Here is a 17,354-nt window from a genome sequence, read left to right as displayed (position 1 = left end):
TCTCCCTGCCCGGTCAGGCGCTCGGAAGCATGCCCTTGATCTTCTCCACGGCCCTCAGTGCCATGGCACAGCTGGTCAGCGTGGGGTTGGCGGCGTTTCCGAAGGGATGCAGTCCGTTGCCGCCGAGGAAGAGGTTCTTGACGCCCCACACCTGCGAGTCGGGGTCGACGACGCTGGTCCTGCGGTCCTTGCCCATGCGGGTGGTGCCCGCGATGTGCAGCGGCAGGCCCGGGGTGAGGAACTGCGGTTCGGAGCCCGGCATGAAGCCGCCGAGCTGCGCGGCGACCCGCATCATGTGGTCCATCATCCGGCCGCAGTCGGCCCGCTCCTCCTTGCTCAGCTCGAAGTGGAACGTCGGCTGCGGCAGGCCGAACGTGTCCTTGATGTGGTTGCTGAAGGTGATGCGGTTGCTGCGGCGCGGCCGGGACATCCCGAACCAGCGCAGGTCCACGATGAGCCGGCTGTCGATGTTGGGCGGCACCTCGCCGTAGCTGAAGGCGTCCCGGTGGATCTGGCAATGCCAGGGTTGGCCGGGGACCGCCGGGATCCACAGGTTCGGCTCCAGCTCGCCCTTCGGGAAGGGCACCGGGTCCGCGCCGGGCGTCTTCTCCTCCTGCTTCTGCTTCTGCTTGTCGATGTACTCCTTCACCCGCTTCTGGGCGTCCGGATACTTGCCCAGGAGGTCCACGACGCCGTCGATGAGCGACTGCTTGAGCACCGTCTGGCAGAACGCCATCGGCTGCTCGGTCATGTACCGGCCCAGCGACTCGGACTGCAGGCCCGAGGCGAACAGCAGCTGCGGGGTGAGTACCGGGTTGCAGGCGACGACGTACGCCTCGGCGTTGATCGTGACCTTCTCGTCGAGGTCGCGCAGGTTGCGGACCTTCACTCCGGTCACCCGCTGGTCGCCGTCCCCGGCCTCGGAGAACTCCAGCCGGGTGCACTGGTGCTCGGCCAGGAGACGGAAGGAGCCCTTGGTCGGTGTGTGACGCGGGCTGGCGAGCTCGCCGAGCACGGTGTCCGAGGCGCTCCAGTGCACGGCGTCCGACTTCGCCCGGTCGGACCGCTCGCGGACCGCCAGGGGCAGCTCCTTGACGTTGGTGAACTGCGCCCGGTGCAGTACCTCGCGGACCAGGAGGTGGCGCGCCGAGGAGGAGAACACTGTCTCCGACCTGTGCAGGAGCGCGGCGGCCTCGTTGTAGAGCGTGTCCATCGCCGACGCCTCGATGGGATAGCTCTCGCCGTTGTAGGTGCGCTCCAGCGTGGGGTGGAACTCCGGGACGGCACAGGTCCAGTGCGTCGCCATGCCACCGACGGCGTACGTGGAGGCGCACGCGCCGAGATTGTCGCGCTTCTTCTGCTCCGGGTTCTGGTTGTTGAGGACGAATCCCGGCCATTTCTCGGGGTCGTACGAGAAAGAGGACGGGTCGAGAGTGACCACTGGGGAATCGTCCGACGCGATGGACATCGGATGCAGATGACCCCGGATCACCGACGCGAAGAGATCCACGTTCTTCTGGTACAGAAAGCTGTTCTTGAGGTGCTCTCCGTAATTCCCGGAGAGTTGCGCGCCGGCGTCGATCATCAGGACGTGGTGTCCCGCCTCCACGAGTTTCCGGGCGAATGTGGCGCCGACCGGTCCACTGCCGACGATCAGAACGTCGACGTCGTACTTGCTCATGGTGCTACCTCGCTTTCCTGGACGGTTTCCTTTATTGAGGAGCCGGGTCGGGAATTCCGTAAATAGCGGGGTGGCACATTCCCTCGAAAGGGTCATTCATGTGATGAGCTGACAGATATTGCGCGCATTCTGGAAAAGGGAATGACTGTGCACCCCGACTCGAAGCCGGGGTTCACAGTCATATGGTGCTCTGGTTTATCGGCGGCGTTGAGTGATCTTCAATTCCTCGATCCCCGGCCGCGCGCCCTTTTCACCCGGGTCCGCCGCGCGGACCTCCACCCGCACGAAGCGCGCGGCCACCCCGGGCGTCATCTCGCTCCAGCGCTCCCCGTCGACGGAGACGAGCAGCCGGTGCGAACCCGGGCGGACGTCCGACCACTCCACCTCGGCCCCCGCGACCCGCACCGTGCGCCCGAGGTCGACGGTGAGGTGCGCCTCGGCCGCCGCAGGCGACCAGGCCGTCGTGGCGTCCCCGTCCACCGCGGCGCCCGCGTACAGGCCGGGCTGCTCCGACGTGGCCTCGGCCGTCCGGCAGCGGGCGGCGTTGTCCGTCGGCATCCGGTCCGGGCGGCGGGTCTTGACGACCGCCGGCGCCGCCGCGCTGACGATCTGCGAGCCCTGCGGCGTCTCCAGCTCGAACGGCTCCCCCTGCACCAGCCGGACCTTCGTCTCCTCGGCCCCGATGGCCACCTCGTAGGTCCTGCCGTGCGCGCGCAGGCCCTTGAGGGTGACGCCCTCCGACAGCTGCGGTGGCAGCATCGGGTCCAGGTGCACCTTGTCCGAGCGGGTGCGCATCCCGGTCAGTCCGTGCGTGAACACTTGCAGGAAGCCGCCCTTCCCGGTCAGGAAGTCCTCCGCGGGGAACCCCGCGTGCGGGTCCCCGGCCCCGGCCGCGCGCTCGCCGCGCGCCTCGGAGAACAACGCGAACGGCCCCCGCACGAACGGCCGGATCGACCGCATGAGATAGGTGTGCGTCACGCAGCCGGGTTTGCCGACGGCTGCCGCGTCCACCGCATGCACCGAGTCCGTCATGGCCGGCCCGTCCGGGTCGGAGCGGGCCGCGTAGTAGGCCAGAGTGTTCGCCGCCGCCTCGTCCGGCATCGGCCACTCCAGCGGGTACATCAGCAGCACGGCGTCCGCCTGCTTGATGGGGGCCCCGTCGTAGCCGTCGTACTGCCGGAAGGTCTTGGTCTCCTTGTCATACGGGATGCGCAGCCCGTCGGCGACGGTCGTCCAGACACCCGGGGCACGCTCACCGAGTACGCCGGCAGCCCTGGTGGCGTTCCGCAGCGAGGTCGCGGCACCGGCGTTGGTGAAGACCGCGTCGTTCTTGTAGTTGCTGTACTCGTCCGGCCCCGACACGTTCTTGATCGAGTAGCTGCCGTCGCGGTTACGGGTCACGCGGCTCTCCCAGAACTCCGCGACCCCCCTGAGCAGCGGCCAGCCCCGCTCGCGCAGCCACTCGTTGTCGCCGGTCTGCTGGTAGAACTGCCAGGCCGCCAGGGCGATGTCGGACTGCAGATGGATCTGCGTACGGCAGTGATCCGGCTCCACGCTGTGGCACTCGGAGGTGAGATCCCCCTGGTCGGCGCTGGTCCAGGGGAAGAACAGCCCACGGCGGCCGAGCGCGGCGGCGTTGCGCCGGGCGGCCGGCATGGTGCGGTGGCGGTACTCCAGGACCGGCCGGGCCAGTTCTGGCCGGAAGGCCAGCAGGCCCGGCATCATCCAGATCTCCGCGTCCCAGAACTTCAGGCCCGCGTAGTCGTCACTGGTCAGACCGGCCGGCGCGATGCTGTCCGGGGAACCGGCCCGGGTACTGGCCAGCAGCCCGTACAGAGCGGAGCGCAGCCATCTCTGCAACTCGGGCCGCCCGCTCACCTCGATGTCCCCGCTCCACAGCTGCTCCCACTCGGCCGCGTGCCGACCGAGCAGCCGCTCCCAGCCCCGGTCCGCGGCCCGCAGTGACTCTTCGGCGGCACTCCGCGCGGGCGTACGGGAGGTCAGCCCGGTGTCGACGCCGACGAACTTGGTGAACGCGAACGAGCGCCCGGACCGCACCGGCACCGACACCGACTGACGGGCGGTCAGCCCCTCGCCGCCCCGGGTCCGGCCGCGTACCGGCACACCTTCGTCCGGGCGCAGCGTCGACACGACGGCTCCGTCGACACCGGTGCCGTCGGTGCGGAACGCCACGGCGATGCGGTCCTCCACCGATCCGCCGGGCTCTTCCGCCGTCGCGGAGATCCGCCGCGCCCCCCGGCCGTCGAGCAAGTCGGTGACGCTCGCGGTGCCGGACCAACGCGGGGTCACCCGCAGGCGCACGGCACCGACATGACGGTACTTCCGGTCGGCGACGACGTCGTAGACCAGGTCGGTGGCCCGGCCCTCGCCCGTGGTCCACGTCAGGGACGTGCGCACCAGGCCGCAGCGCAGGAAGAGGGTTTGCCGGTAGCCGGAGATGCGGTCGGCGGGTGTGGCGGGGCCGAAGGTCTCGTCCCCTACGGTGACGGAGAGCCCCGACCAGGCAGGGAGGGCCGCCATGACGTGACGGTTCCCGGCGGTCCGCTCGTTGTGCGCGTAGAGCCCCGCCACATACGCCCCGTCGTAGCGGGGCGTCTTGAGAGGCCAGCCCGTGTCCCGCTCCGACACGGAGTAGCCCGTCCCGGCGGGCGGCAGGCTCTGCCCGAGGAAGCCGTTTGCGACGGAGGCGTGGTGGTCGTTGACCGGGTCGGTGGACGTGAGCGCCCAGTCGGCCGGTGCGGAGTGCCCCTCCTCGGGACAGAGCCGTTCGGCGCGTTCCGCCGGGGGAGCGGCACCGGACAGCGATGCGGTGACGAGGAGTGCGCCCAGGATGAGGGGGACGGTCAGCCGGACACGGCGTGACGGGCGTAAGGGCGGCGCGAACCGCCTGGTTGCCTGCGGCATGAGGGATCTCCACAAGGTCGGAGGAGAGAGAAGGAGCCAGGGCGCGGGGGAGCGTGAACGATGCGGGAGCAGCGAGCGTCAGCGGACGCGTATCTCCGGCGCTTCGCAGGGAACAGGGGCGGGCCTCGAAGCGGGGTCCCCACCCTGCACAGTCATCCCTGCGGCCCTCCTGAGAGGTGATGGCCCGGCGTCAACTCGTCGCTACCCGGAGAGACTTGACGGTAACCCTGAGTAGTTCCCAATAGATCCTGTGCGCCTTTGCGTGCCCCGGTGCCATCGTTCGCGCCCCCGGCTTTCCCGGCGCGTATCGGCATCCCGGCGCGCCGTCTTCGCTATGACTGGGAGTGCCCGGGGGCCGCCCCCGGGTGCGCGATCACTCCCGTACCGAAAGGACTGACCCGGCATGCAGATCGACTTGAAGGGCCGCACCGCTCTGGTCACCGGCTCCACGCAGGGCATCGGCGCCGCGATCGCCGCGGGCCTGGCCGGCTCGGGCGCCCGGGTGGGCGTCAACGGCCGCTCGGCCGGTCGGGTGCAGGAGGCCGTGGACCGGATGCGGGGTGAGGCGCCCGGCGCCGACCTGGTGCCCGTCGCCGCCGACGTCACCACCGACGAGGGCGCACGGAAGGCGCTGGAGGCACTGGGCCAGGTGGACATCCTCGTCAACAACCTCGGCATCTTCGAGTCCGCCGACCCCCTGGAGATCAGCGACGAGGAGTGGCGCCGCTACTTCGACGTGAACGTCCTGTCGGCCGTGCGCCTCACCCGGCTCGTCCTGCCCGGCATGACCGAGCGCGGCTGGGGGCGCGTCCAGTACATCGCCAGCGACTCGGCGGTCGTCATCCCCGCCGAGATGATCCACTACGGCATGTCCAAGACCGCCCTGCTCGCGGTGAGCCGGGGCTTCGCCAAGCAGGCGGCCGGCACCGGCGTCACGGTGAACTCCGTCATCGCCGGGCCGACGCACACGGGCGGCGTAGAGGACTTCGTCTACCAGCTCGTCGACCGCGACCTGCCCTGGGACGAGGCCCAGCGCGTCTTCATGCGGCAGCACCGGCCGCAGTCGCTGCTCCAGCGGCTCATCGAGCCGCAGGAGATCGCCCACATGGTCGTCTACCTCGCCTCCGACCAGGCCTCCGCCACCACGGGCGGCGCCCTGCGGGTCGACGGCGGCTACGTCGACTCGATCCTGCCCTGAGCTCCGGATCAGTTCTCGCCGACCAGGATCACCTCCAGGGTGCGCGGACCGTGCACCCCCTCGACCCGGTCCAGCTCGATGTCACTGGTCGCCGACGGCCCGGAGATCCATGTCAACGGGCGCGCCGGATCGAGCCGTTCGAGCCCCTGCGGCACGGACGACACGACCTGGCCCGGGACGCGTACGACACAGATGTGATGGTCCGGGACGAGCGTGATCCGGCGGCGGCCCTGGTCGGGTGAGCCGTCCAGCACGAGGGTGCCGGTCTCGGCGATGGCGACCGCGCAGCCGGTGACCACACTGTCGACCCGGTCCAGCTCGTGCGCGGTACTCGCGGCACGGTCGTGCACCTGCGTCACGTCGGACGCCGTCAGCCAGTACGGCGGCAGTCCGGGCGGGACGAGCACGGTCCGCGAGCCTCGCTCGGCCAGCAGCCGCATGATCAGATCCGCCAACTCCCGGTCCCCGCAACGGTGCACGAGCGCCCGGTAGTCCGCCAGGTTCTCCGCGAGCAGATCCACCGTCTCCGCGGCGGTCCGCTGCCCGTGCTCCCGGAGGTAGTCCCGGGAGAGGGGGGTCTCCTCGGCCGGTGCGTCCGCCAGCGCGCGCCGCACCCGCCCCAGGATCCGTTCCCTGCTGTTCACCTGTCCCCGTCCTTCCCGCCGCGTGTCCGCTGCCACCAGTCCCGGAACGGCTCGGCGGGCACCGGCGGCAGCTCCCGGGTCCCGCTCCAGGCCCGGCCGGGGCCGGGCAGGCTCCGGGGATGGAAGCGACGCGTCCGGGAGGCGGCGCGCTGGCCCGTGCGCAGCGCGCCCGGATGCAGGAACGCCCAGCGTGCCGCACGCATCGCCGCCCGCTCGGCGGCATGCCCCTTCGCGGGCCGCAGCACCACCTTGTTGCCGGCCCGCGTGACCTCGCCGCCCTGCACGACCCGCTCCCGCAGGTGCACCAGCACCTCGGGGATGTCGATGGCGACCGGGCAGACCTCGTAACACGCCCCGCACAGCGACGACGCGTACGGCAGCGAGGCGTCGATCTCACTGCCCGTGCCCCGCAGCTGGGGACTGAGGATCGCGCCGATCGGCCCCGGGTACACCGACCCGTAGGCGTGGCCGCCCGCCCGCTCGTAGACCGGGCACACGTTGAGGCACGCCGAGCAGCGGATGCAGCGCAGCGCCTGCCGGCCGACCTCGTCGGCGAGAGTGTCGGTGCGGCCGTTGTCCAGCAGCACCAGATGGAAGTTCCGCGGTCCGTCCTCGTCCGTGGTGCCGGTCCACGTCGAGGTGTAGGGGTTCATGCGCTCGGCCGTGGAGGAGCGGGGGAGGGTCTGCAGGAACACCTCCAGGTCCTGCCACGCCGGCACGATCTTCTCGATGCCGACCACCGAGATCAGCGTCTCGGGCAGGGTCAGGCACATCCGGCCGTTGCCCTCGGACTCGACGACCACGAGCGTGCCCGTCTCGGCGACCATGAAGTTGGCGCCGGAGATGCCGACCTTGGCCCGCAGGAACTTCTCCCGCAGGTGCAGGCGGGCGGCCTCGGCGAGTTCGGCCGGTGTGTCGGTCAGGCCCTCGGGGGCGGGGCGGCCCCACTCGCTCATCTCACGGGCGAAGATGTCCCGGATCTCACCCCGGTTGCGGTGGATGGCCGGGACGAGGATGTGCGAGGGACGGTCCTTGCCCAACTGCACGATCAGCTCGGCGAGATCGGTCTCGTAGGCGCGGATGCCCTCGGCCTCCAGCGCCTCGTTGAGCCCGATCTCCTGCGTGGCCATCGACTTGACCTTGACGACCTCGGACTCGCCGGTCATCTTCACGAGCTGCGTGACGATGTCGTTGGCCTCGTCCGCGTCGGCGGCCCAGTGCACGACACCGCCCGCCGCCGTCACCGACTCCTCCAACTGCACGAGATAGCGGTCGAGATGACGCAGCGTGTGGTCCTTGATGCGCCTGCCCGCCTCGCGCAGCTCGGCCCAGTCGGACACCTCCGACACCGCCTTCGCCCGCTTGGCGCGGATGGTGTGCGTGGCATGGCGCAGATTGCCGCGCAGGGTCGCGTTCCCCACGGCCTCCCGCGCGGCCGCCGGAAACGCCGGCATGCCGAGATACGTCCCGCTCATACGGCCGGTTCCTCCTCCGTGCTCGCCAGGATCTCCGCGATGTGCACCGGCCGCATGGCGGTGCGCAGCCGGGCCATTGTCCCGCCGAGGTGCATCAGACAGGAGTTGTCGGCCGCGCACAGCACCTCGGCACCCGTCGACTCGGCGTTGCGCACCTTGTCCGCGCCCATCGCTGCCGAGACGTCGGAGTTCTTCAGCGCGAAGGTGCCGCCGAACCCGCAGCACTCCTCGGCCCCCGGCAGCTCGGCGAGCTCCAGCCCCTTCACCGCTTGCAGCAGCCGCCGCGGCCGCTCACCGAGCCCCAGTCCGCGCAGCCCGTGACAGGTCGGGTGGTAGGTCACCTTGTGCGGGTAGTACGCCCCCACGTCCGTCACACCCAGCACATCGACCAGGAATTCGGTCAGCTCGTACGTCTTGGGCACCACCGGCGCCAGCGTGGCCGCGAGGGTGTCCCCGCGCCCCTCGGTACGCGCCCGCTCGCCCATGCGCGGATACAGCTCGCGCACCATCGCCCCGCAGGACCCGGACGGCGTCACGATCGCCTCGTATGCGCCGAAGACATCGGAGAAGTGCCGGGCGAGCGGCTCGGCCTCATGGCGGTATCCGGTGTTGTAGTGCGCCTGTCCGCAGCAGGTCTGCCCGCTCGGGAAGTCGACGTCGACACCAAGCCTGGTCAGCAGTTTCACCACGGCGCGCCCGGTGTCCGGATACAGCGTGTCGTTGACGCAGGTCAGGAACAGGGCGACACGCATCGCGGCTCCTTGTCGTCGATCATCGGATGAGCGCAGCGTAGTAGGGGGACGAGGCCGGGGGGAGACCCCGTCACCCCCCGGCGAGGCGGGCCTGCGCGGCGTGCCACCGCTCGGTCCCGCCCCGGGGCTCGTACCGCGTGAGCGGCTGGGTGTTCACGAGCAGCCGCCGCATTCCGGCCAGGTCACCGACCAGACCGTGCGCCCGCGCCTGGACGAGCACGTTGCCCAGCGCGGCGGCCTCGGCCGGCCCGGACACGACCGGCAGCCCGCACGCGTCGGCGGTCAGCTGGCACAGCAGCGCGTTGCGCGTGCCGCCCCCGACCACATGCACGACGTCGACCTCCTGCCCCGCGAGCCGCTGGGCGTCCGAGACGGCCTTGCGGTGCGCGAGGGCGAGCGAGTCGAGGATGCAGCGCGTCACCTCGGCAGGCGACTCGGGCACCGGCTGCCCCGAGCCCCGGCACGCCTCGGCGATGCGCTCCGGCATCCGCCCGGGCGCCAGGAACGCCGCGTCACCCGCGTCCACGACCGACCGCAGCGCCGGAGCCCTGGACGCCTCAAGCAGCAGCGCGCCCAGATCCGGCTCGCCCCAGGCCCGCACGCACTCCTGGAGCAGCCACAGTCCCATGATGTTCCGCAGGTAGCGGACCGTGCCGTCCAGGCCCAGTTCGTTGGTGAAGTTGGCGGCCCGGCTCTCCTCGGTCAGCACCGGCGCGTCCAGCTCCAGACCGGCCAGCGACCAGGTGCCCGTGCAGATGTAGGCGAACCGCTCGCCCGACGCCGGTACGGCGGCGACCGCCGAGGCGGTGTCATGGGACCCCACGGCCGTCACCGGCACCGGTCCGGTGAGCCCGGTCTCCTCCAGCACCTCGCCGCGCAGCACCCCGGCCGGATCGCCGGGTCGCCGCAGCGGCGCGAACAGGTCCAGGTCGATGCCGAGCCGGGAGGCGAGGTCGTACGCCCAGTCGCGCGTGCGGGGATCGATCAGCTGGGTCGTGGACGCGTTGGTCAGCTCGGTGCCATGCTCGCCGGTCAGCCAGTACGTCAGCAGGTCCGGCATCAGCAACAGCCGCCGGGCCCGGGCCAGTTGAGCCGTGGAGCGCGCGGCGGTCAGCTGGTAGAGGGTGTTGAAGGGCGCGTACTGCAACCCGGTCGCGGCGTACAGCTCCGCCGCGGGCACGGTCGCCCACACCTTCTCCGCGACACCCTCCGTCCGGGAGTCGCGGTAGTGCACGGGGTTGCCGAGGAGCGCCCCGTCGGAGTCCAGCAGCCCGTAGTCCACGGCCCAGCTGTCGATGCCGACGGAGTCGAGTCGTCCACCGCAGTGGGCACCGGCCGCCTTCAGGCCGTCCAGCACCCCGGCGTACAGCCCGAGCACGTCCCACCGCAGTCCCTCGGGCACCCGGACGGGCCGGTTGGGGAAGCGGTGTGCCTCGCTGAGCTCCAGCGAGTCCGGGCCGACGCGGCCGACCATGACGCGCCCGCTGGACGCGCCGAGGTCGACCGCGGCGCAGTACTTCACAGCCGCGCTCATCGCAGGAACGCGGCCGCGACGCCGGCGTCGACCGGGATGTGCAGACCGGTCGTGTGGGTGAGGTCCCCGCCGGTCAGCGCGAACACGGCGTTGGCGACGTGCTCCGGGAGCACCTCGCGCTTGAGGATGGTCCGCTGGGCGTAGAACTCGCCCAGCTTCTCCTCCTCCACCCCGTACACCGCGGCCCGCTCGGCGCCCCACCCCCCGGCGAAGATGCCCGAGCCGCGCACGACACCGTCGGGGTTGATCCCGTTGACCCGGATGCCGTGCTCGCCCAGCTCGGCGGCGAGCAGCCGCACCTGGTGGGCCTGGTCGGCCTTGGTGGCGGAGTAGGCGATGTTGTTGGGACCTGCGAACACGGCGTTCTTGGAAGCGATGTAGACGATGTCGCCGCCCAGCTCCTGGGCGGTCATCACCCGGGCCGCTTCCCGCGACACGAGGAAGGAGCCGCGGGCCATGATGTCGTGCTGGAGGTCCCAGTCCTTCGCGGAGGTCTCCAGCAGCGGCTTGGAGATCGAGATGCCCGCGTTGTTGACGACGAGGTCGACTCCGCCGAAGGCCAGCACGGCCGCCCGGAACGCCTCGGCGATCTGCTTTTCGGAGGTGACGTCCACCGCCACGGCGACGGCCTTGTCGGGACCGCCCAGCTCATCGGCGACGGCCCCGGCGTTCTCCGCGTTCAGATCGGCGACGACCACGCACGCGCCCTCGGCCACCAGCCGGTGCGCGATGGCCTTGCCGATGCCGCTGCCGGCACCCGTCACCAGCGCCACCCGGGTCGCCAGCGCCTTGGGCCTCGGCATCCGCCGGAGCTTGGCCTCCTCCAGCGCCCAGTACTCGATCCGGAACTTCTCCGACTCCTCGATCGGCGCGTACGTGGACACGGCCTCGGCCCCGCGCATCACGTTGATGGCGTTGACGTAGAACTCGCCCGCGACCCGGGCGGTCTGCTTGTCCTTGCCGAAGGAGAACATGCCCACGCCCGGCACCAGCACGATCGCCGGGTCGGCGCCGCGCATGGCGGGGGAGCCGGGCTCGGCGTGCCGCTCGTAGTAGGCGGCGTACTCCTCGCGGTACTCGGCGTGCAGCTCCTTCAGCCGGGCGATCGCCTCGTCGAGCGGGGCACTCGGCGGCAGGTCCAGCACCAGCGGCCGGACCTTGGTCCGCAGGAAGTGGTCCGGGCAGGACGTTCCGAGGGCGGCGAGCCGCGGGTGCTCCGCGCTCGCGAGGAAGCCGAGCACGACCTCGGAGTCGTCGAAGTGCCCGACCTGGGGCCGGTCCTGCGAGGCGACGGCCCGCACGTACGGGGCGAGCGCGGCGGCCCGCTCCCGCCGCTCACCGGCGCCCAGCGCGGCGTACCCCTCGATCACCGGCCCGAAGGGCTCGGCCCTGCCCCGCTCGGCGAGGAACCGCTCGGCGGTCCGGATGATGTGCAGCGAGTTCCGCTCGCACTCCTCGGAGGTGTCACCCCAGGCGGTGATCCCGTGCCCGCCGAGCACACACCCGACGGCCTGCGGATTGGCCTGCTTCACGGCGGCGATGTCCAGCCCCAGCTGGAAACCGGGCCGTCGCCACGGCACCCACACCACGCTGTCCCCGAAGCACTCGGCGGTCAGCTTCTCCCCGTCGGCGGCACAGGCGAGCGCGATCCCCGAGTCCGGGTGCAGGTGGTCGACGTGCGCGGCCTCCACCAGCCCGTGCATGGCGGTGTCGATGGACGGCGCGGCCCCGCCCTTCCCGTGCAGGCAGTAGTCGAACGCGGCGACCATCTCGTCCTCGCGCTCGACCCCCGGGTACACGTCCACGAGCGCCCGCATCCGGTCCAGCCGCAGCACGGCGAGCCCGGCCTCGGTCAGGGTGCCCAGGTCGCCGCCGGACCCCTTCACCCACATCAGCTCCACATCGCCCCCGGTGACGGGATCGGTGTCCGTCCCCTTGGCGGACGCGTTGCCACCGGCGTAGTTGGTGTTCCGCGGATCGGCACCGAGCCGGCGAGAACGAGCAAGGAGAGCGGTGGCTTCGGGATGGGTGGACATGAACATTCCTTCCTTCTGGAGGAGCGGTGAGTGCGCTTACTCAGGGGCGCGGGGAACTGCGCGACCAACCACAGGCGGCCCGCACCCCGCAGACGACAGAACCCGGCAGACGCTTACGCGCCCCAGCCCGCCTGCTCCCCTCCCACCCGCTCAGCAACGATCTTCTCGGCCCACCCGGACGCCTTGTACGCGGCGATCGGGTTCGCGTCCAACCCCATCTCGTCCCGCACCTCGGCCAGCAGCGGCCGCACATCCGTGTTGTACGCGTCCATGATCACGGCATTCGCCCCGAGCACGTCACCGGCAGCCTGTGCATCGGCCAAAGCGACGCGGTCGACGAGCAGCGCCTTCGCCGTGGCCTCCTGAACGTTCATCACCGACCGGATGATCGCCGGGATCTTCGCCTCGATGTTGTGACACTGGTCGAGCATGAAGGCGACGTCGGGCGTGAACCCCCCGCCCCGGATCACCTCGTACATGATCCGGAACAGCTGGAACGGATCGGCCGCTCCGACCATCAGGTCGTCGTCCGCGTAGAACCGCGAGTTGAAGTCGAACCCGCCGAGCTTGCCCTCACGCAGCAGCGTCGCCACGATGAACTCGATGTTCGTCCCCGGCGCGTGATGTCCCGTGTCGACGACGACCTGCGCCTTGGGTCCGAGCTTCAGACAGTGGGCGTAGGCCGTACCCCAGTCCGGCACATCCGTCGTGTAGAACGCCGGCTCGAAGAACTTGTACTCCAGCAGCATCCGCTGCCCGTCCCCGAGCCGCTCGTAGACCTCGGCGAGCCCCTCGGCCAGCCGGTCCTGCCGCTCCCGGATGTCGTCCTGCCCGGGATAGTTCGTCCCGTCGGCGAACCACAGCTTCAGGTCCGCCGAGCCCGTCGCGTCCATGATGTCGACGCACTCCAGCAGATGATCCACGGCCTTCCGCCGCACCGAAGCCTCCGGGTGGCAGATGCTCCCGAGCTTGTAGTCGTCGTCCTGGAAGGTGTTGGAGTTGACCGCCCCGAGCTTCACGCCCCGCTGCTCGGCGTGCTTGGCCAGCGCCGCGTAGTCGTCGACCTCGTCCCACGGGATGTGCAGGGCCACGGTCGGGGCGACGCCGGTGAACTCGTGAACCTTCGCCGCGTCGTCCAGCTTCTCGAACGGGGTGCGCGGCACACCCTGCTGCGCGAACACCTTGAAGCGCGTGCCCGAGTTCCCATAGGCCCACGACGGCGTCTCGACGGCCTGTGTCTTGAGAGCGGCCTTCGCCGCGGCGAGCTCGGTCACGTCAGGCTCCTGTGACATGGGTCGTGACGACCACTGAATGAAACGATTCAGGAGGCGAAGTTATGGGCCTTCCGGAGGGGTGTCAACCCCTCCGGCCGAGACGGTTTCCCGCGACCCATGCGTGACGTTCTGTCCTCGAACGGGAGTCGAAACTTTTTCGACCGGAACCCATTGACGTGACATGTGCGGCCCGCCTAACGTCCCGGCAACCCAGTTGAAACCTTTCACGACGCCCGGAGGGCCGACCCGCCGGCGTCGTCGAGGAGCCCTCATGACCCACCCGTCCACCACGGGTCCGGCCCCGGTTCTCGCGCTGAAGGACGTCTCCAAGTCCTTCGGCGCGGTCCGTGCACTGCGGGACGTCTCCCTCGAGTTGTTCCCCGGGGAGGTGCACGCACTCGCCGGCGAGAACGGTGCCGGCAAGTCCACCCTCATCAAGACGCTCGCCGGAGTGCACCGCCCGGACGCCGGCCAGGTGCTGCTCGGCGGTGCGCCCGTCGCCTTCCACGGACCCGGGGACGCCCGCGACGCCGGCATCGCTGTGATCTACCAGGAGCCCACGCTCTTCCCCGACCTGTCGATCGCCGAGAACATCTACATGGGCCGCCGGCCGCGCCGCTCCCTCGGCCGGATCGACCACAAGGCCACCCACAACGCGACCGCCGCCCTGATGAAGCGCCTCGGGGTCGAACTCGACCCCGACCGGCCCGCCCGGGGCCTGTCCATCGCCGACCAGCAGATCGTCGAGATCGCCAAGGCCCTCTCCTTCGACGCCCGCGTCCTGATCATGGACGAGCCGACCGCCGCCCTCACCGGCAGCGAGGTCGCCCGTCTCTTCGGCGTCGTCCGCACCCTGCGCGACCAGGGCGCCGCCGTGCTGTTCATCTCCCACCGGCTGGAGGAGATCTTCGAGATCTGCCGCCGGGTCACCACCCTGCGCGACGGCGCCCGGATCGCCGGCGAGCCCCTGGAAGGCATGACCGAGGACGACCTGGTCCGCCGCATGGTCGGCCGCGACCTCGACGAGCTCTACCCCAAGCAGGACGTGACGCCGGGCGAAGTCGCCCTGAGCGTGCGCCGGCTGACCCGCGAGGGGGTCTTCACCGACGTCTCCTTCGAGGTCCGGCACGGCGAGATCGTCGGCCTGGCCGGGCTCGTCGGCGCCGGGCGCACCGAGGTCGCCCGGGCGGTGTTCGGCATCGACCGCCGGGACGCCGGCGAGGTCTCCGTCCACGGCACGTCCCTGGTCAACGGCGCGCCCTCGGCGGCCATGGCCGCCGGAGTCGCCCTGGTCCCCGAGGACCGGCGCGCCCAGGGCCTGGTGATGGACATGTCCATCGAGCGGAACATCGGGCTCACCGGGCTGCGGACGACCGTGAAGGCCGGGCTGATGGACCGCGGCGCCGAGCGCAGCCGCTCCCTCGACTGGGCCGTCAAGCTCCAGGTGAAGTACGCCCGGATCGCCGACACGGTCAACACGCTCTCCGGCGGCAACCAGCAGAAGGTCGTCCTCGCCAAGTGGCTGGCCACCGGCCCGAAGGTGCTGATCGTCGACGAGCCGACCCGCGGCATCGACGTCGGCACCAAGGCCGAGGTGCACCGGCTGCTGTCACAACTGGCCGCCGACGGCGTGGCCGTCCTGATGATCTCCTCCGACCTGCCCGAGATCCTCGGCATGGCCGACCGCGTGCTGGTGATGCACGAGGGCCGGCTCACCGCCGAGATACCGCGCTCCGACGCCACCGAGGAAACCGTGATGGCCGCAGCCACCGGGAGGGCCGCCGCATGACGGTCGTCACCCCGCAACAAGCCCCCGTGGCCGACGTGCCCAAGTCGAGCGGCACCCGGCTGGTCGACCGCGTCTTCAGGATGCGCGAACTCGCCATCCTGCTCGTCTTCCTGGTGATGATCGGCCTCACCCAGGCGGGCAACAGCGAGTTCCTGTCCGAGCAGGGCATCAAGGACCTGCTGCTGAACGCGACGATCCTGGTCCTGGTCGCCACGGGCCAGTCCCTGGTGGTCATCACGAGGAATGTCGACCTGTCCGTCGGATCCACCCTCGGCATCAGCGCGTTCGCCGCCGGCACGTATCTCCAGGGCGGCGGCAACCCGGTCGTGGCGATCGCGCTGGCGGTGCTGCTCGGCGTCGGCTTCGGACTGCTCAACGGACTGCTCGTCAGCCTCGGCCAGGTGCCCGCGCTCGTCGTCACCCTCGGCACGCTCTACATCATCCGCGGCATCGACTCCATCTGGGTCGGCTCCCGCCAGATCACCGCGGCCGATCTGCCCGGCGGGTTCGTCGACTTCGGCTCCGGCGGCATCTGGGCGGTGCCGTACCTGGCGCTGATCGCCCTGGCGGTGCTGGTGGCGACGGGGTACTACCTCAAGCACTACGGCAGCGGACGCGAGTTGTACGCTCTCGGCTCCAACCCGGAGGCCGCCCGGCTCGCCGGCATCCCCGTCCGCAAGCGGATCCTCGCCGCGTACACCTTCTGTGGCGCGCTCGCCGGACTCGCCGGCGCGATGTATCTGGCCCGCTTCGGCAACGTCGACTCCGGCACCGGCAACGGCTACGAACTGACCGTCGTCAGCGCGGTCGTGGTCGGCGGCGTCGTCTTCACCGGCGGCTCGGGCAGCGTCTACGGCGCCGCCCTCGGTGCCCTGCTGCTGACCTCCGTCAACAGCGTGCTGCCCGCCCTCGGTGTCAGCTCGGTCTGGGTGCTCGCCATCAACGGCATCCTGCTCATCCTCGCCATCGCGGTCGACCGGGTCGTCGCGCTGCGCGTGGCCTCCGCCCTGAAGAAGAGGAACGCCCGCCATGGCTGACATCTCCCTGAGCCGAGCGGTCCGGTGGTCCGCCTTGAAAAGGTGGGATTCCGCCGTCGGTGCCCTGCTCCTTGTCGTTCTGCTGCTCTCCTTCGGGTTCGTCGACGGCTTCGGCAACGCGCTCAACCTGTCGTTCCTGATCGGCAACACGCTTCCGATCGCCCTGATCGCCCTGCCGATGACCCTCCTGGTGGTGTCCGGGGAGATCGACCTGTCGGTCGCCTCCACGGCCGGACTGTCCGGTGCGGTGATGGGTGCCCTGTGGAACCAGGGCATGGCCATCGAGACGATCATCCCGATCTGCCTGCTGCTGGGTGTGGTGTGCGGGCTGATCAACGGTCTGCTGGTGACCAGGCTCGGGCTGCCGTCCCTCGCCGTCACGATCGGCACGCTCGCCGCCTACCGGGGCATCGCGCAGATCGTGCTCGGGTCGGACGCGGTGACCGACTTCCCCACGCAGTACCTGGACTTCGCGGCCGGGCGGATCGGCGACACATTCATTCCGTACGCGTTCCTGCCGTTCCTCGTCCTGCTGGCCATCGCCGTGGTCGCACTGCACGCCACGCCGTTCGGGCGGTCGCTGTTCGCGATCGGCGCGAGCGAGGAGGCGGCCCGCTTCGCCGGGATCCGGGTCAAGCGGCAGAAGCTGCTCCTGTTCACGCTGACCGGGCTGATGGCCTCGCTGACCGGGATCTTCTGGGCGCTGCACTACGCCAGCGCCCGCTACGACAACGCCACCGGCCTCGAACTGTCCGTCGTGGCCGCCGTGTTGCTCGGCGGTATCGACTTCGACGGCGGCAAGGGAACGCTGGGCGGTGCGATCGCCGGGGTGTTCCTGCTGGGGGCGTTGCAGAACGTGATGAGCCTCCAGGACGTCTCGGCGCAGTCGCAGATCGTCGTGACCGGTGTGTTGCTTGTGCTTTCCGTGCTCGGGCCGCGGGTGGCTCGGCAGATCGCCGTAGGGCGTGCTCAATCGTCCGGCTGACCCGTTGTCCGTGGCTGGTCGCGC

The 17,354-nt window shown here is 70.6% G+C and carries 12 protein-coding genes; 4 read left to right on the top strand and 8 right to left on the bottom strand.

Features of this window, described 5'->3' with window-relative positions; genetic code table 11:
• Window positions 1-13: 13 nt before the first annotated feature.
• Both IGS69_RS02450 and IGS69_RS02445 read right to left on the bottom strand, forming a co-directional pair.
• Window positions 14-1,681 (bottom strand): GMC oxidoreductase, encoded by a 1,668-nt coding sequence (locus IGS69_RS02450; protein ID WP_190896510.1) that lies wholly within the window; start codon window positions 1,679-1,681, stop codon window positions 14-16.
• Window positions 1,682-1,876: 195 nt separating this feature from the next.
• Window positions 1,877-4,606: a discoidin domain-containing protein gene (locus IGS69_RS02445; protein WP_190896508.1), complete on the bottom strand. Its 2,730-nt coding sequence runs from the start codon at window positions 4,604-4,606 to the stop codon at window positions 1,877-1,879.
• A gap of 403 nt (window positions 4,607-5,009) precedes the next feature.
• On the opposite strand from IGS69_RS02445, the gene IGS69_RS02440 reads away from it, so the two are divergent.
• Window positions 5,010-5,804, top strand: a complete 795-nt coding sequence (locus IGS69_RS02440; protein ID WP_190896506.1) for an SDR family NAD(P)-dependent oxidoreductase — start codon at window positions 5,010-5,012, stop codon at window positions 5,802-5,804.
• An 8-nt stretch (window positions 5,805-5,812) separates the two neighbouring features.
• On the opposite strand, the gene IGS69_RS02435 is transcribed toward IGS69_RS02440, so the two are convergent.
• From IGS69_RS02435 to rhaI, 6 genes are all read right to left on the bottom strand, one after another.
• The gene (locus IGS69_RS02435; RefSeq protein ID WP_190896504.1) at window positions 5,813-6,448 is read right to left on the bottom strand and encodes a LutC/YkgG family protein; all 636 of its coding nucleotides are present in this window, start codon (window positions 6,446-6,448) and stop codon (window positions 5,813-5,815) included.
• Window positions 6,445-7,923, bottom strand: coding sequence for a LutB/LldF family L-lactate oxidation iron-sulfur protein (locus IGS69_RS02430; protein ID WP_190896502.1), 1,479 nt, complete (start codon window positions 7,921-7,923; stop codon window positions 6,445-6,447). Before IGS69_RS02430 ends, IGS69_RS02435 begins: the two co-directional genes overlap by 4 nt.
• Window positions 7,920-8,675, bottom strand: coding sequence for a (Fe-S)-binding protein (locus IGS69_RS02425; RefSeq protein WP_190896500.1), 756 nt, complete (start codon window positions 8,673-8,675; stop codon window positions 7,920-7,922). Before IGS69_RS02425 ends, IGS69_RS02430 begins: the two co-directional genes overlap by 4 nt.
• Window positions 8,676-8,745: 70 nt before the next feature.
• A complete protein-coding gene (locus IGS69_RS02420) occupies window positions 8,746-10,209 on the bottom strand; it encodes a rhamnulokinase (protein ID WP_190896498.1) in 1,464 nt (487 codons plus the stop codon).
• The gene (locus tag IGS69_RS02415; protein WP_190896496.1) at window positions 10,206-12,245 is read right to left on the bottom strand and encodes a bifunctional aldolase/short-chain dehydrogenase; all 2,040 of its coding nucleotides are present in this window, start codon (window positions 12,243-12,245) and stop codon (window positions 10,206-10,208) included. The genes IGS69_RS02420 and IGS69_RS02415 overlap by 4 nt, the downstream gene beginning before the upstream one ends.
• A 113-nt stretch (window positions 12,246-12,358) precedes the next feature.
• Complete coding sequence (rhaI, locus tag IGS69_RS02410) at window positions 12,359-13,519, bottom strand: L-rhamnose isomerase (protein WP_190896494.1); 1,161 nt, start codon at window positions 13,517-13,519, stop codon at window positions 12,359-12,361.
• A gap of 271 nt (window positions 13,520-13,790) precedes the next feature.
• Here rhaI and IGS69_RS02405 point away from each other — a divergent pair, with 271 nt between their 5' ends.
• Genes IGS69_RS02405 through IGS69_RS02395 form a run of 3 tightly spaced genes read left to right on the top strand, consistent with a single transcriptional unit; the run spans window position 13,791 to window position 17,330 of the window.
• Window positions 13,791-15,308 carry a sugar ABC transporter ATP-binding protein gene (locus IGS69_RS02405; protein WP_190896492.1) on the top strand — a complete coding sequence of 506 codons (1,518 nt, stop codon included), beginning with the start codon at window positions 13,791-13,793 and terminating at the stop codon, window positions 15,306-15,308.
• A complete protein-coding gene (locus IGS69_RS02400) occupies window positions 15,305-16,345 on the top strand; it encodes an ABC transporter permease (RefSeq protein ID WP_190896490.1) in 1,041 nt (346 codons plus the stop codon). The genes IGS69_RS02405 and IGS69_RS02400 overlap by 4 nt, the downstream gene beginning before the upstream one ends.
• A complete protein-coding gene (locus tag IGS69_RS02395; RefSeq protein ID WP_190896488.1) occupies window positions 16,338-17,330 on the top strand; it encodes an ABC transporter permease in 993 nt (330 codons plus the stop codon). Before IGS69_RS02400 ends, IGS69_RS02395 begins: the two co-directional genes overlap by 8 nt.
• Window positions 17,331-17,354 lie beyond the last annotated feature (24 nt).

It is taken from the genome of Streptomyces tuirus (assembly GCF_014701095.1).
In the GTDB taxonomy this organism is placed as follows: domain Bacteria; phylum Actinomycetota; class Actinomycetes; order Streptomycetales; family Streptomycetaceae; genus Streptomyces; species Streptomyces tuirus.
This window is presented reverse-complemented; position numbering and strand designations above follow the sequence as displayed.